This window comes from Sphingomonas sp. BAUL-RG-20F-R05-02 (assembly GCF_022662305.1).
Taxonomy (GTDB): domain Bacteria; phylum Pseudomonadota; class Alphaproteobacteria; order Sphingomonadales; family Sphingomonadaceae; genus Sphingomonas.
Map to the genome: position 1 here is coordinate 1 of NZ_JAKNQH010000032.1, position 14,562 is coordinate 14,562.

General features: G+C 65.9%; 12 protein-coding genes and 2 pseudogenes. 5 read left to right on the forward strand and 9 right to left on the reverse strand.

What is annotated here, in order from left to right; translation table 11 throughout:
• Positions 1-13: 13 nt before the first annotated feature.
• From L8F97_RS21535 to L8F97_RS21570, 8 genes and pseudogenes are all read right to left on the reverse strand, one after another.
• A pseudogene (locus L8F97_RS21535) lies at positions 14-226 on the reverse strand (transposase); the annotation flags it as partial.
• Positions 227-433: 207 nt separating this feature from the next.
• Positions 434-574, reverse strand: a complete 141-nt coding sequence (locus tag L8F97_RS21540) for a hypothetical protein (protein ID WP_242154692.1) — start codon at positions 572-574, stop codon at positions 434-436.
• Between the two features lie 52 nt (positions 575-626).
• A complete protein-coding gene (locus L8F97_RS21545; RefSeq protein WP_242154693.1) occupies positions 627-1,358 on the reverse strand; it encodes an SDR family oxidoreductase in 732 nt (243 codons plus the stop codon).
• Positions 1,355-2,563 carry a UxaA family hydrolase gene (locus L8F97_RS21550; protein WP_242154694.1) on the reverse strand — a complete coding sequence of 403 codons (1,209 nt, stop codon included), beginning with the start codon at positions 2,561-2,563 and terminating at the stop codon, positions 1,355-1,357. The genes L8F97_RS21545 and L8F97_RS21550 overlap by 4 nt, the downstream gene beginning before the upstream one ends.
• Entirely contained in the window at positions 2,560-3,849 is a 1,290-nt protein-coding gene (locus L8F97_RS21555; RefSeq protein ID WP_242154695.1) for an aldo/keto reductase, read from the reverse strand. Before L8F97_RS21555 ends, L8F97_RS21550 begins: the two co-directional genes overlap by 4 nt.
• Positions 3,846-4,667, reverse strand: a complete 822-nt coding sequence (locus L8F97_RS21560; RefSeq protein ID WP_242154696.1) for an amidohydrolase family protein — start codon at positions 4,665-4,667, stop codon at positions 3,846-3,848. The genes L8F97_RS21555 and L8F97_RS21560 overlap by 4 nt, the downstream gene beginning before the upstream one ends.
• Entirely contained in the window at positions 4,664-5,905 is a 1,242-nt protein-coding gene (fucP, locus tag L8F97_RS21565; RefSeq protein WP_242154697.1) for an L-fucose:H+ symporter permease, read from the reverse strand. Before fucP ends, L8F97_RS21560 begins: the two co-directional genes overlap by 4 nt.
• A 115-nt stretch (positions 5,906-6,020) precedes the next feature.
• The gene (locus L8F97_RS21570) at positions 6,021-8,789 is read right to left on the reverse strand and encodes a TonB-dependent receptor (protein WP_409929082.1); all 2,769 of its coding nucleotides are present in this window, start codon (positions 8,787-8,789) and stop codon (positions 6,021-6,023) included.
• Between the two features lie 169 nt (positions 8,790-8,958).
• Here L8F97_RS21570 and L8F97_RS21575 point away from each other — a divergent pair, with 169 nt between their 5' ends.
• Genes L8F97_RS21575 through L8F97_RS21590 form a run of 4 tightly spaced genes read left to right on the forward strand, consistent with a single transcriptional unit; the run spans position 8,959 to position 12,449 of the window.
• Entirely contained in the window at positions 8,959-9,807 is an 849-nt protein-coding gene (locus tag L8F97_RS21575) for an IclR family transcriptional regulator (RefSeq protein ID WP_242154701.1), read from the forward strand.
• A 37-nt stretch (positions 9,808-9,844) separates the two neighbouring features.
• Positions 9,845-10,042, forward strand: a complete 198-nt coding sequence (locus L8F97_RS21580) for a hypothetical protein (protein WP_242154703.1) — start codon at positions 9,845-9,847, stop codon at positions 10,040-10,042.
• Positions 10,039-10,830 carry an SGNH/GDSL hydrolase family protein gene (locus tag L8F97_RS21585; RefSeq protein WP_242154704.1) on the forward strand — a complete coding sequence of 264 codons (792 nt, stop codon included), beginning with the start codon at positions 10,039-10,041 and terminating at the stop codon, positions 10,828-10,830. Before L8F97_RS21580 ends, L8F97_RS21585 begins: the two co-directional genes overlap by 4 nt.
• Positions 10,827-12,449 carry an alpha-L-fucosidase gene (locus tag L8F97_RS21590; protein ID WP_242154706.1) on the forward strand — a complete coding sequence of 541 codons (1,623 nt, stop codon included), beginning with the start codon at positions 10,827-10,829 and terminating at the stop codon, positions 12,447-12,449. The genes L8F97_RS21585 and L8F97_RS21590 overlap by 4 nt, the downstream gene beginning before the upstream one ends.
• Positions 12,450-12,465: 16 nt before the next feature.
• Here the strand turns inward: L8F97_RS21590 and L8F97_RS21595 are convergent, their stop codons facing one another.
• A complete protein-coding gene (locus L8F97_RS21595) occupies positions 12,466-14,085 on the reverse strand; it encodes a DUF5597 domain-containing protein (protein ID WP_242154708.1) in 1,620 nt (539 codons plus the stop codon).
• Positions 14,086-14,232: 147 nt separating this feature from the next.
• Here L8F97_RS21595 and L8F97_RS21600 point away from each other — a divergent pair.
• Positions 14,233-14,562: pseudogene (locus tag L8F97_RS21600) on the forward strand (alpha-glucosidase); the annotation flags it as partial.

Below are 14,562 nucleotides of genomic sequence, written 5' to 3' on the forward strand. Positions count from 1 at the left end.
ACTGCCGCGTCGATCAGGGCCCCGTGGTGCGCAGGTTGAGCGCGATGGATCGGAACAGCGCGGCATCGGGACAGGCGCTTGCGAAGGCGATGCGGATGCGACTGGCGGTTTCGACGACGCGCGCGGCGACCTTGAGCAAGCGCAGGCGGATCGTCGCGAACTCGGCAGTGCGGAGCGCGGCGGTTCCGGACATAGCGTGCCGCACGGCCCACATCAGCCAGTAAGCAGTGGCCTCATCCCTCTTTGGACGAACGCAGACCGGACGAGGCGTATGGGCAAACGAGGCCGACCATCCCACTGGCGGCGTAACGGAGGACGAAGATAGCTTAACCCGGCCGTCCAACTGTCCAGCCGAGCGGGACGACTTCAGAATTACGGCAAGCTTACGCGCCGTTTGCATTCGGTAAGCACCCCGAGGTTGGCGCAGATGATGCTACGAGCCGTCTAGCTTGATTTCGTGGATAATGTATCGGAGGTTCTCGAGACCTTCATCGGTGAAGGCGGAAGCCAGCGCCCGATCCTCATCGCCGAAATTGTCGTCGATGGTCTGGATGGCGCCGTCCTCGGAAAACATGCTGTTGGCCGCGTCGGAGCTGGTGTGTAGATTCCAAGGGGCGGCGAACCGTTCAATTTACCCATCCGCCATCGATGACGTGAACCGCGCCGGTCGTAAAGGCCGCATCGTCGCTCGCCAGATACAGCGCGAGTTTCGCGATCTCTTCCGCGCGGCCAAGCCGCCCCATCGGCTGGCGCGCGATGTAGGCGGCCTGCGCGGCGGCATAGTCGCCGGTGTCGTGCAGCCGCTGTTGCAGCGATGGCGTGTCGATCGTGCCCGGGCAGATCGCGTTGCAGCGTACGCCCTGCCCGACGAAATCGGCCGCCACTGCCTTGGTCAGCCCGATCACCCCCGCCTTGGTCGCGCCGTAGGCAAAGCGGTTGGGAATACCCTTCACCGAACTGGCGATCGACGACACGTTGACGATCGCGCCGCCGCCGCGCGCCAGCATGCCGGGCAGGAACGCGCGGATCGTCCGGAACATCGCGGTCATGTTGATCGACACCGCCTGCGCCCACTCCTCCTCGGTACAGTCGAGGATCGTGCCGGCGTGGACGATGCCGGCGATGTTGGCGAGCACGTCGACCCCGCCGATCTCCGCCGCGAAGGCGGACACGGCGGCGGCGTCGGTCACGTCGAGCGCGCGCGTCTCGCACCCGTCCAGCCCGGCGAGCGCGTCTAGGTCGCGATCGGTGGCGATCACACACGCGCCTTCCGCCGCGTAGAGTTGCGCGGTCGCGCGGCCGATGCCGCGTGCCGCCGCGGTGATGACCGCTACCTTGCCCTCGAGCCGTCCCGTCATGCTGTCGTCCTCATTCTTGCCGGCAGGCACGCCGGGCCGATCGGCTCGAAAGCCTTGTAGGTCAGGATGAATTCGCGGTGGCCGAGCGTTTCGGACACGCTGCGTTCGCCGCCCGCCACCGCCAGCACCGCCGCGACGATCTCCTCGCCGACGATGTCCAGCGTCGCCTCGCCTTCGAGGATGCGGCCGGCGTTGATGTCCATATCCGCCGCCAGTCGCCGTGCCGTCTCGGGGTTGGCGCACACCTTGATGACCGGCGAGATCGCCGAGCCGACCACCGATCCGCGCCCGGTGGTGAAGATCGTGAGGTGGCAACCGCACGCGATCATCTCGACGATCTCGGCATTGTCGGAAATGTTGGGAAAGCCGAAGCGCGGCTCGCCGTCGGGCACCACGTCGAGCAGGTACAGCCCGCCCGTTGGCGGCACGTCGCCGGGCTTGATGAGGCCGCTGATCGGCGAGGAACCCGATTTGGAATAGGCCCCCATCGACTTTTCTTCCTGCGTCGTCAGCCCACCTTCGGCATTGCCGGGCGCGAAGCTGCCGAAGCCCATCACCGTGTAATATCGCTCGGCCTTCTCAACGCAGGCGACGATCGCCTCGCCCAGTTCGGGCGTGATCGCGCGCGTCTCCATGATCGCTTCGCAGCCGACCAGTTCGCCGGTCTCCTCGAAGATGCAGGTCGCGCCGTCCGCGACCAGCCGGTCGAACGCACGGCCGACGGCGGGGTTGGCGGTGATGCCGCTGGTCCCGTCCGAACCGCCGCAGATCGTGCCGATCACCAGTTCGTCGACGCGCATCGGCACGCGTGGGCAATCGGTGATGGCGGCCTGCACCCGCGCCACCGCAGCGAGGCCCGCCGCGATGGTGGCGGCGGTGCCGCCGGTCTGCTGGATCACGAACAGTTCGACCGGGCGCCCGCTCGCCGCGATATGCGCCTGCAAACGCTCGCGGTCGAAACTCTCGCAGCCGAGCGACACCAGCACGACGCCGCCGACATTGGGGTGCGTGGTCACCGCCTCCATGATCTTGGCGGCATAGGCGTTGGGATAGCAGCCGGGGAAACCGATCAGGTGGACATCGGCATCGTCCACCTTGTCGACGATGCGCCGCGCGACATGGTGCGCGCATTCGACGAGGTACACGACCGCGACGGTGTTGCGGATGCCCTTGCGGCCATCGGCGCGCGCATAGCCCAGCATCATCGCCGCGTGTCCGTCACGGTCGAGCGGCTGTGCGCGGCGATATAGTCGCTCTTCATATTGTGCATGTGGACCCATTCCCCCGGAGTGGCCGACGCCGTCATCGATCCGATCGGCGCACCGTATTTGATGACCTTTTCGCCTGCCGCCAGCGCTTGCCGCGCGACCTTGTGCCCGACCGTGATGCCCTCGCGCGCGGGGATCGTCCCGCCCGAGGTGGGCAGGATATCCCCCGCCGCGATCGGCGCGACGCAGATCAGCACGTTGTCTTGCGGATGCAGCAGGATAAGCTGGTCGGCGGGCGAAATCCGCGCGGGCGGGTCGGCCACGACCCTGTCCAGCGCGGCCCAGACGGTCACCGGCACCTCCGAGCCGATCCGCGCAACCATCGCGTCGACCTGATCGACACCGACCAGCCCCGCCACCACGCACGCGACGGCCGGATGGCGCAGCGGATGCTGCAACGCCGCCGCCGGCAGCGAAACGCCGGCATCCGCCGCCACCGCCGCCAGCGCGCGCGCCCGCGCGACGATCTCGGCCGGGGGCGGCGCATAGTCGTAATGCAAGCCACCCGTATCGGCAGCGATCGTATCGTGCGCGAGGATGCCGCTGTTGTACGGCCCGCCCGCGATCACGCGCACGCCGAGCGCGGCGCAGCGATCCAGCAGCGCCGTCGCGCGCCGATCGAGCAACGTGTAGCGCCCGGCCAGCAGAATCACGTCGAGCGGCACCGCATCGAGCAGTTCCTCGCACACCGCGATCTCGTTTACGCCGATACCGATCGCGCCGATCGCGCCCGCATCGCGCAGATCGCACAGCGCGCCGTAGCCGCCGTTCAGGAAGGCGTTGCGGTGACGCGCATGCTCGTCCCCATGCGTCGCCGTGCCGAGGTCGTGCGCGAGAACGATGTCGATGCGCCGGCCCTCCAAGCGGGACGCGCTCGCCTCGAACGAGCGCAGCACGCCGTCCGCCGAATAATCGTACACCTCGTCGAACGGATCGGCATCGACGAACCCGTGGCGGGTACCGGTCTGCGTGGTCGGCACCAGCACACGCCCGACCTTGGTGGAGACGATCGCCCTCTGCGCCGGGTCATGCGCGGCCAGCGCCGCGCCCAGCCGTCGTTCGGCCAGGCCAAAGCCGTAATGCGGCGCGGTGTCGAAATAGCCGATGCCCGCCGCCAGCGCCGCCGCCACCGTGGCCATCGCCTCCTCGTCGCTGACCGCGCGGTACAGGTTGCCGATCGCAGCGGCGCCCATGCCGAAGCGGGGAAGAACGGGCATGGTCATGAGTTTGCTCCCTGCGCCAGACCGTAGATGCGGCTGGCATTGCCGCCGAACACGCCCGCACGCTCCGCCGCCGGGACGCCGCGCTCCGCCAGATCGTGCCACGCCCGGTAGCTTTGCCGCAACGTCACTACCGGCCAGTCGCTTCCCCAGATCAGCCGGTCCGGCCCGAACAACGTGCGCAGCGTGTCGATACAGGGCAGCGTCGTCGTCATCTCACCTTCGGCAGCCTCGGTAACCAGACCGGACAGTTTGCACGCCACTTGCGGTAATGCCGCAAGCCTCGTCATGGCGTTCTGCCACGCGTCGTCCGTCCTGCCGATCACCGGCTTGGCGGCGTGATCGATCACGATGCGCAGATCCGGGTGGCGCGATGCGGAGCGTTCCAGTGCGGCGAGATGGCGCGGCCGCACCAGCGCCTCCAGCACCAGACCCGCTTGCGCCAGATGGGCCAGCCCGGCGTCGAGCGCGGGATCGTCATACCAGTCGTCCGCACGGTCCTGCACCATCGGCCGAAGCCCGAGCAACCTGCCCTGTTCCGCCAGCCGGTCGATCCGCCCGCATGCGTCGGCAGCGGTGAGATCGACCCAGCCGATCACCCCGGCGATGCGTTCGTCGGCGCGCGCGAGATCGAGCAGCCAGCGTGTGTCCGCCTCGCTCTCCTGGCTTTGCACCAGGATGACGCGCGACACGCCGGTCCCGGCGATCTCGCCCCACAGTTCGTCCGGCAGCACGTCGCGGTGCAGCGTCGGCAAGTCTGGACCCGGCCACGTGCAGTCGTTCAGGCCCGGACGCCAGAGATGGACGTGCGCGTCGATCATCGCGCCACCTCGCCACGGTGCGACCGCGCGAACAGCGCCACCACCACGAAACATACCGCCGGCACCAGCATCGCCAGCGTGATCGCGCCGGTCGCATCGGAAATGAAGCCCATCACCGCCGTCAGCACCGCACCACCGATGATCGCCATGACGATCATCGACGCGCCCGGCTTGGTCAGCGGGCCCAGCCCCCGCAAGGACAGCACGAAGATGGTCGGATACATGATCGACATGAAGAAGCTGCTCGCCACCAGCGCGGCCACGCCGACGCCCCCGCCGACCAGCGCCGCGACGAGCGCGAGAGCGACGTTGATCGCACCGAACACCGTCATCAGCCGCGCGCCTTCGATCCTGGACAGCAACGCCGCGCCGACGAAGCGACCTGCCATGAACAGCAGCAAGGACGCGGTGAGCAGCCACGCCGCACGCTGCGTGCCGAACTGCGGCAGCTCCGCGGCGACATAGCGGATCAGGTAGCTCCAGATGCCGACCTGCGCGCCGACGTAGAAGAACTGCGCACCGACGCCGGCGAGATAACGCGGCCGCCGCAGCAGCGCGCCGACGCCGGACAGGATGCCGCCGTCGCCCTCCACCCCTTCCCGCCGCGTCGCGGCCTGCGGGAGCGGTGTGACGATCAGCAGCGCGGCCCAGACCAGTACGACGCTGGCGATGGCGAGGTACGGCAGGCGCACGTCGGAGGCATCGGGGACAGCGGTGGCGGGCACGTCCGACAGCAGCAGCGCGGCGCCCAGCGCCACGCCGGTGACCGAGCCGAGCGGGTTGAACGCCTGTGCGAGGTTGAGGCGACGGTCGGCGCTTTCGGCAGGTCCCAGCACCATCACCAGCGGGTTCGCCGCCGTTTCCAGAAAGGCGAGACCGCTGGCGATCACGAACAGCGCGACCAGAAAGAACGGATAGCTGGGCTGCAACGACGCCGGCCAGAACAGCAATGCGCCGGCCGCGAACAGCAACAGCCCGGCTACGACTGCCGCCTTGTAGCCGAACCGCTCCGCCGCATAGGCGGCGGGCAACGCGAAACAGAAATATCCGAGATAGAACGCCGATTGCACCAGACCGGATTGCAGATCGGACAGTTGGAAGACGTGCCGGAAGTGCGCGATCAGCACGTCGTTGAGGTTGTTGGCCAACCCCCACAAAAAGAACAGCCCGACGATCAGGATCATGCCGGCCCGGCCGGCGATACGCGGTGCCCGTCCGTTCGGCGTGCCATCGGTCATCGTCACATCCTCCGTTTGCGTAGGGCCGGCATCACGGCCGTGTTCCGTCAAAAAATCGGCCAGAGCCCGAAGACTCTGGCCGAAGGGGAGGAAGCGTGTCGAGGATCAAGTCGCCTCAGAAGGTAACGCGCGCGACGATGGTGACTTTGCGATCGTTGATCATCACGTCGCGCGGGCGCGTCTCGATGCCGTAGAAGGTCGACGTCACGGTGTTGAGCAGGTTCACGCCGTTTGCCGTGAGCGAGAAGTGCGGGTTAACGTTGACCGATACGGAAGCGTCGAGCTGGCCAAACGGCTTTTCGAACACCGGCAAATTGCCCGTGCCATTACCCGAGGTCGTCATCAGGAACTGACTGCGCCAATTATAAGCGACGCGTGCCGAGAGCAGCCCGTGTTCGTACAGGCCGACGATGTTGTAATTGTACTTCGACAGTCCCTCGAGCGAGACGTTGTGCACCGGGCCGGCGGTCGCTGGGCTCGGCGCGTTGGAGTCGACGTACGTGAAGTTGCCCTGGACGCCGAAACCCTTCAACGCACCCGGCAGGAAGTCGAAGAACTGCTGGTATGCGACCTCGACCCCCTTCACCTTGGCATTGGCGACGTTGCTGTACGAAGTGACATTGTACGTCGCCGTCACATTATCGGCGAAAGTAACGTTACGCGCCGAAATCCCGGTCTGAATGTAGTCCGAAATATCCTTGTAGAACCCCGCTGCGGTGAGCGAGCCGGAGTGCGTGAAGTACCATTCAAGCGACACGTCGAAATTGTTTGATTTCATGGGCTTCAAGTACGGGTTGCCGCCGGTGGTGTCATGCTCCTGCGTGAGCTGGGCGGCACCGGGCTCGGTGATGTTGAGGCTTGGGTTGAGCTGATCGAAGTTCGGCCGGGAGATGTTCTTTGACGCGGCAAAACGCAGCTGAAGCTTGTCGGTCAGATGCGCGCGCAGGTTTAGGCTCGGCAAGACTGAGGTATAGTCGGTCGTATTGGTGATCGGGTTGACAGTCGGATTGGAGACGGTGCTCTGCGTGCCGTCGGCATTGGTGACCAGCCCGTATTGCTGATAGTATCCCGACACGGCGACGTTGGTGCGGATCACGCGCACGCCGATGTTGCCGTCGATCGGCACCGCCAGCTGATCCGCCTTAAAGAATGCCGCGGCATATCCGGTATAGGTCTTTTGCGATTCCGTGTTGGTACCGCTCGCCAGATAAGGCACCGCACCACCCGTGATGCCAAGCGCCGCGCGCGTCGCGTCGTAGTTCAGCGCGGTTGTGCGGTTGAATAGCACGGCGTTGCCGAACAGATCAGCGTCACCGCGGAAGAAGTCTCCAAAGTCAACATATTCAAGGTCGGACGGTACACCCGACAGGCCGATGTAGCGGTAGCCGGTGTCACTGAAGCGGTTGCTCCGGTCAGCATAGCGCAAACCGGCCTTGATCGAACGCAGGAACCCGCCGTCGAACCGGTACTCGGCGTCCAGGCGGCCGGTCTTGTCCTTGCCGCGTGCGTTGTTCAGATCGTCGAGATAAAACGCATTGCTGTAGGTTGCAGCGTTGGTCAGGCCGGGCGCCGAGGTGATTTGAAACGAGGGGACCGCGCCCGAAATATCCTGCGTCAACGTGGTGGCGGTGCCGTTCAGGCCGACGATCGAACGCAAATCCGTGGTCTTAGAGTCGACATATTGCGCGTCGGCCGTAATCGTCAGGTTGGCTGTCGGTTTCCACTTCGCATTCAGCGAATAGTCCGTGGTGACCGAATGACGCGTGTCAAGGCTAGTGTTGGCGCCGATCGGCAGGTTGGTGAACGTGCCGCTCTGGAAATCGCCGTTAGGCGCATAGGCGAAGGTCGCGCCCGGTTGTGGCGTGATTGAGGCGCCGCTCGAATAGGCAAAATAGCTATAGTCGTCGAACCGGAACTTGTAATCGTTTCGAAACACCTCGCCCGTCAACTCGAGCGTATCGGTCGGTCGCCACTGAAGTGACGCGTCGATGCCGAAGCGGCGGCGATCGCCGTACACCTCGCCGATGCCGGTACCGTGCGGCAGCGTCGTCACCTGCCCGGTTCGGCCGAGCGATGCCAGCGTTGCAGCGTCCGTCGCGTTGGTCGGGTCGAGCGTGTAGAACGGCTCGGTCGAGATCGTATCCTGACGGAATGACGATTTTTGGTATGACGCACTGACGAGCACGCCAATCTCGCCGATGCCGGTGTGCCAGCGATCGCTGACGAGCAGCGACGCCGCCGGCTGACTTTCCCGGACCAGATCGTTGTACGTGTTCGAAACCGAACCGGAAATTTTAAAACCGTCGAAGTCGAAGGGCTTCCGCGTGCGGAAGTTGATCGTGCCGCTAAGCTGATCCTCGATAAGATCCGCCGAGGGGTTCTTGTAGACGTCGATGCCGGCGAGCAATTCCGACGGCACATCCTCCAGGCTCAGCGCGTTGCTCGAGCCGCTGGCAGTAAAGATGTCGCGCCCGTTCAGTTCGGTACGGACCTGGGTGAGGCCGCGGATCGCGACCGAGCTGCCCTCGCCATAGTTGCGCTGGATCTGGATGCCGGAAATCCGCTGCAGTGCCTCCGCGATGTTGCGATCTGGAAGCTTGCCGATGTCTTCCGCGACAATCGAATCGACAACTTGATCCGCATTGCGCTTGATGTTCTGCGCGCTCTGAAGGCTTGCGCGCACGCCGGTGACGACGACGTCATCTGCGGCAGCGTTCAAGGCAGCAGGCGTGTCGGCGACGTTCTGGTCGCCGCTGGGGGCGGTGGTGCCGCTCTGCGTCGCGGCCTGCTGCACAGCAGGATCGGGCAGCGCCGTGGCCGTTTGCGCGAAGGCAGGTGAAGCGGCCCCGCACACCAGCGCGGCGACGGACGCCCCGATCAACATTGTGACCTTGCGAGTGCTCTGCGTAGCGATCTGAAATGCCATAATCTGTCCCCTCTCCTCCATAACGGCCCCCGGCAGGGCTCTGGACATGCCCTTTACGGCCGGTTCCGCAATTATGAAATATAAAAATTGCTTTCACGAATGATTTTTCGCTACCGCATGGCGATGCATGGCGGAGCGCCGTACAAGCATCCGCCAGCACCGAGGGAGAGGCATGGCAACGAAGTCGAGATATCAGGCGCCGGCCTTGACGAAGGGGCTCGAGATTCTCGAACTCCTCGCCTCCGCCACTGCGCCGCTCACAATGTCGGATATTTCCATCGCGCTGGAACGCTCGATCAGCGAGATCTTCCGCATGTTGCAGGTGCTGGAAGAGCATCGCTATATCGTTCGCAGCGAGGAAGGCTATCGCCTCACCAATCGCCTGTTCGCGCTGAGCATGGGCCAGCCACCGGTGCGCGACCTTGTCTCCACCGCGGTTCCGGTAATGCGGGGCTTGGCGCGCAGGATTGGCCAGAGCTGCCATCTCGCGGTCGTGTCCGGCGCCGAGATGGTAGTGATCGCCGGCGTCGATTCGCCCGGCCTGTCGGGATTCGCCGTGCGCGTCGGCTATCGTCGGCCCCTGCATCGTTCAGCCTCGGGGCGCATCCTGCTCGCGTTCCAGTCATCCGAGACGCGCGCCGCCATGCTGGAGGATGTGCGCGCGACCGGCGACGAGGTCGGTCTGCGGGCGCTGACCACGCAGCTCGACGCGATTACTGCTGGTGGCGGCGGCACGTCGCCCAGCCCGGTGCTGACCGGGATCATCGATCTTTCCGTCCCGGTGCTGTCGCTGAACGTGGCGCGTGCGGCACTGACCATTCCGTTCGTCGACGGACCGGGTTCGCATGTCGGGCTCGACGAATCTCAGGGTGCCCTGCGCGAGGCGGCGAACACGATCGCCGATCAGCTCACCCCCGTGATCCGCGTTGCCACAACACGCCCGAACGAGGATGAAGACAAGGAAATGGTCCCATGAACGAGCGCAACCCCGACGAACTGCGCGCGCTGAATACATGGTTAGGCGCGTTCTGCGCCCAGCGCATTATGCTTATGCCGATTACTACGCGGCGCTGGTCGATCAAAAGGGCTTGATGACCGCCGCCTACACCACCGACGGCGTCCACCCGCTCGACGCCGGCTATGCCCGCATGGCGCCGATCGCCGCGCGCGCGATCGCGACCGCTCTCGCCACCCACCCCAGGAGCAAATGATGCGCTTCCTCCCCCTGCTTGCCGTTCTGTGTGCCTCCGCCGCATCCGCGCAGACGAGCGTTCCCGGCGACCCCTACGCCGCCGATCCGGTCGGCATCGTCGCGGACCCCTGCCCCGCCCATCCCAAGCCCGCCGACAAGGCCGGCTGGCAGATGTGGAACCTGCACATGATGACGCGCGATTACGGGCAGCTCTGCCGCTACGCCGCGCAGAATGCCGCGTTGAAGGAACCGGTGCGCGTGGTGTTCATGGGCGATTCGATCACCGATAACTGGATCGGCGCGGATGCGACGCTGTTCACGGGCGGTCTGGTCGATCGCGGGATCAGCGGGCAGACCACGCCGCAGATGCTGGTGCGGTTTCGCCGCGACGTGATCGACCTGCACCCGCAGGCCGTGCACATCATGGCCGGCACCAACGATATCGCCGGCAACACCGGCGCGGCGACGATGGAAACTGTGCAGGGCAATATCGCCAGCATGGCGGAATTGGCCCGCGCGCACGGCATCAAGGTGATCCTCGCCTCGATCCCGCCCGCCGCCGCCTTCCCGTGGAGCCCGGACAAGCGGCCGGTGCCGCAGATCGCCGCGATGAACGCGTGGCTGCGCGGTTATGCCAAGGCGAACGGTTTCACCTATGTCGATTATCACGCCGCGCTGACCACGCCGGAGGGCGGGATGAAGCCCGGCCTTGCCAGCGACGGCGTGCATCCCACACCGGCGGGTTATGCGGTGATGCGACCGCTCGCGCTCGCCGCCGTCGCCACCGCGCTCGGCCAGCGCAAGTGAGCGTCGATCGCCGCCGCTTCCTTGCCGGCAGTGCCGCGCTCGGCATCGCGCAGGCGGCGCGCGCGGCCAGCCCGATGGGGGCGGCGCGCGGGCCGGTGCAGGCGAACTGGCCGTCGCTGGTCGACCATTATCGCTACCCGGACTGGTTCCGTGACGCGAAGCTCGGGCTGTGGGCGCATTGGGGGCCGCAATCGGTGCCCGAGCAGGGCGACTGGTACGGTCGCTTCATGTATATGCAGGGCCACCCGATGTACGAACATCACCTCAAGACCTACGGCCATCCGTCGGTGTCGGGGATGAAGGATATCCAGCATCTGTGGTCCGCGGCGAAGTGGGACCCGGATGCGCTGATGCAGCGCTACGTGAAGGCCGGCGCCAAATATTTCGTCGCGCTCGCCTGCCATCACGACAATCTGGATTGCTACGACAGCCGTTACCAGCCGTGGAACAGCCTGCGCGTCGGGCCGAAGCGCGATGTGGTCGGCGAATGGGAGAAGGTCGCGCGGCGCGCCGGGCTGAAGTTCGGCGTGTCCAACCATGCCGCGCATTCGTGGCACTGGTATCAGCCCGCATACGGCTATGATCCGGTCGGCGCGAAGAAGGGTGCGCGCTACGACGCCTACACCCTGCGCAAGGAAGACGGGCGCGGTACGTGGTGGGAAGGACTCGACCCGCGCGACCTCTATACCGGCCGCCATGCGGTGCTGCCCGATGGCATCGACAGCATCGCCGCGATGAACGCGTGGCATGACAAGCACGACGGCCAATGGGTCGAGACGCCGCCGCCGGACGATCCCGCCTACGTGACGAAATGGCTGCTGCGGCAGACCGACCTGATCGACAAGTACAAGCCCGATCTCGTCTATTTCGACGATTACGAACTGCCGTTCGGCCCCGTCGGGCTGGAGGCGGCGGCGGATTACTACAACCGTTCGATCGCGTGGCATGGCAAGATCGACGTGGTGCTGACCGGCAAGCAGTTGAAGCCCAACCAGCGCTTCGGCATCTTGCAGGACGTCGAACGTGGTTATACCGATCACCTGTGGGACGAGCCGTGGCAGACCGATACCTGCATCGGCGACTGGTTCTACAACGTCGCGCGGCTGAACGACCGCAGTTACAAGACGGCGGAGGACGTGATGCAGCGGCTCGCCGACGTCGTATCCAAGAATGGCAACCTGCTGCTGTCGATCCCGCAGCCGGGCGACGGCGCGATCGATGCCGAGGAGGAGAAGATCCTCGACGGCATGGCCGGCTGGATCGCGATCAACGGCGCGGCGATCTTCGGATCGCGGCCGTGGCGGCGTTATGGCGAAGGGCCGACCCAGCTTGCGGTGGGGATGCAGAACGAAGGCTCCGCCAAGCCGTTTACGTACGCGGATATCCGCTTCACCACCAACACGGGCGCGCTGTACGCGCTGTTTCTGGCGCCCCCCAAGGGACGTGCGACGATCCGATCGCTCGCGACCGGGCGCGAGGGTGTGGTCGAGCGGGTGACGTTGCTGGGTGGCGGGACGGTGCCGCACCGCCGCGATGCGACCGGGCTGCATTTCGATATGCCGCCGGGTGCGAGCGGCTTCGTACCGGTGGTGCGGATCGACGGGCGCGGGCTGGTCTGAGCCCGCGCCGCTTCCCTCAGCGGAAGTGCCCCATCGTCACGCGCAGCAGCACCGGCCGGTCGATGATGTTGAGGCCGTAATCGGTCTGGTCGCCGTTCCAGACGCGTGACGTGACCCATGTGCCGTTCTTGAGCGTGCCTTCCTCGACGCGGACGATCATGCCGTTCGCCGGACCACCGGTGCGTCCGGCGAAGTCGAAGCGGACATGGTCGCCCATCACGAGGAAGCTGTCCGCCGACAGTTGCGCGACCACGCCGCCGCCGACCGGGCGGTTCGCCCATTCGGGTGGCTCCGATTTGATCCAGCTCCAGCTTTTCTGCCCGAACTGCCATTCGCCGAACCCGGCGGTGATCGTCCAGTCGCCCATCGTGGTGGATTGCGCGGTGCCGTCCTCACCCTTGGCGACGCCCCAGGTCGGATGCGTCGCGGCGATCGTTGCCCAGTCGCTGGCGATGGGGGCGAGCAGCGCGTATTTGTCGGCGATCGCATCGAGCGTCGGCGCATCGAGCGCCTTGGCGCCGAGCGGGTAGTTGTAATAGCCGGTCTCATCCATGCCGAACGGTGCATAGCCGATCGCGCCGCGCCCCAGCGCCGCCCAGAAGAACCGCGCGAACGCCTCGGCGTTGCCGATTTCCGGCACCATCAGCGCATTATCAGGCCGGGCATAGGCGTCGAGATAGGCGAGCACGTCGGGTGCCTTGCCGTCGTAGATGTCGGGTGCCTCGAAATCGATCGCGGGTGCCGCCGCCTTCCAGATCGGCAGCACGTCCTGCTGCGGGCCGCCGCTCGCCACGCCGTCCGGGTCGGGGACGTTGGACGGCCCGGCGAGTGCCGCGTTGACGTACATCGGCAGCGGCTTGACCGCCTTGCCTGCCGCCGCGATCTCGTTGACATACGCTGCGGTGTGCCAGGTGTTGAAAGCGCGGTCGGCCTGCGCGCCGAACAGCGCGGTCCATGTGCCGACGGGTTTGCCGAGCGCCTTTGCCAGCGCGGCCGGCACCGGCTTTGCGAATAGCGCGTTCGCCACCGCGCCGTAATCGCGCGGGTTGCGGTAGCTGCCGGTCTCGTTCTCGGGCTGGACCAGGATCACGGTGTTCTGCGGGTCGTGATCCTTGAGGTAGCGCATCAGCGCGACGAACGCGCGCTTGTCCGCCTCCAACGTGGTGCGGAACATCGCCGACAGCGTGCCGTGGTCCGCGCCGGTGCGCGTCTTCATGCGCGGGAAGCGGCGGTTGTCGAGCTTGACCCAGTCCGGCGTGTAGCTGGGCGAGGTGTTCTTCCACGTGCCGAACCACAGCAGCACGACCCGCTTGTCATGCGCGCGCGCCTGATCGAGCAGCGTCTGGACGAAACTGAAATCGAACTGCCCCTCGACCGGTTCGATCTGCTGCCACGCGACCGGCACCTCGACCGTGTTGGCGTGGAGCCGGTCGAGCAGCGGCCACACGGCCGGCAGCGCGGCGGGATAGTTGCTCGAATTGTTGACCTGCGCGCCGAGCATCAGGAACGGTTTGCCGTCGACGATCAGGGTATGACGCGCGCCGTGCGCCTCGAGGTGGGGCAGCGTCGTTTCCTGCGCCAGGGCCGGCGTGGCTGCCGCTGTGGCGAGCAGCGCGAGCGTGATCGCGATCTTCATAACCCCTCCATTGGTCTAGCTATGCGTCAAATGCAGCGTACGATGTAACGGTGATCTTCAACGAACACGTCACGCCACTTGCGCTGGTGAATGAAGATATCATAAGTGAGAATTACAGACGAACAAGCTAGGCTCGGGAGAGAAACGATGACGACGGTGCTGCAAACCCGAGCGGCGGCGCGTGCCGTTCTCACCGCTGGAGCCTCGCTGCTGGCGCTGATCGCCCTGCCCGCCCTCGCTGCCCCGCTCGCCTCGCTTGATCGTAACGGCGCACGCGTATCGGTGGAGCCGTACGCACCCAACATCGTGCGCGTCACCATCGCGATGGACCCCGCGCTCGCCGACGCCCCGCCCGGCGACGGCCCGAACGCAAAGCCGGATGCGACCGGCTGGACGCACACCACCAGCACCGCCGGCGACGTGTTCACGTCCGCAGCCGTCTCGCTCACCGTCAATGCAGAGCCGTGGCCAACCGCA

Bases quoted from the DNA above. Each gene is read 5' to 3' on its own strand.
- L8F97_RS21575 (WP_242154701.1), top strand. From the start codon at position 8,959: ATGGCGGAGCGCCGTACAAGCATCCGCCAGCACCGAGGGAGAGGCATG.
- L8F97_RS21550 (WP_242154694.1), bottom strand. From the start codon at position 2,563: ATGATGCTGGGCTATGCGCGCGCCGATGGCCGCAAGGGCATCCGCAAC.
- L8F97_RS21540 (WP_242154692.1), bottom strand. From the start codon at position 574: ATGTTTTCCGAGGACGGCGCCATCCAGACCATCGACGACAATTTCGGC.
- fucP (WP_242154697.1), bottom strand. From the start codon at position 5,905: ATGACCGATGGCACGCCGAACGGACGGGCACCGCGTATCGCCGGCCGG.
- L8F97_RS21545 (WP_242154693.1), bottom strand. From the start codon at position 1,358: ATGACGGGACGGCTCGAGGGCAAGGTAGCGGTCATCACCGCGGCGGCA.
- L8F97_RS21580 (WP_242154703.1), top strand. From the start codon at position 9,845: ATGGTTAGGCGCGTTCTGCGCCCAGCGCATTATGCTTATGCCGATTAC.
- L8F97_RS21560 (WP_242154696.1), bottom strand. From the start codon at position 4,667: ATGATCGACGCGCACGTCCATCTCTGGCGTCCGGGCCTGAACGACTGC.
- L8F97_RS21570 (WP_409929082.1), bottom strand. From the start codon at position 8,789: ATGTTGATCGGGGCGTCCGTCGCCGCGCTGGTGTGCGGGGCCGCTTCA.
- L8F97_RS21595 (WP_242154708.1), bottom strand. From the start codon at position 14,085: ATGAAGATCGCGATCACGCTCGCGCTGCTCGCCACAGCGGCAGCCACG.
- L8F97_RS21585 (WP_242154704.1), top strand. From the start codon at position 10,039: ATGATGCGCTTCCTCCCCCTGCTTGCCGTTCTGTGTGCCTCCGCCGCA.
- L8F97_RS21555 (WP_242154695.1), bottom strand. From the start codon at position 3,849: ATGACCATGCCCGTTCTTCCCCGCTTCGGCATGGGCGCCGCTGCGATC.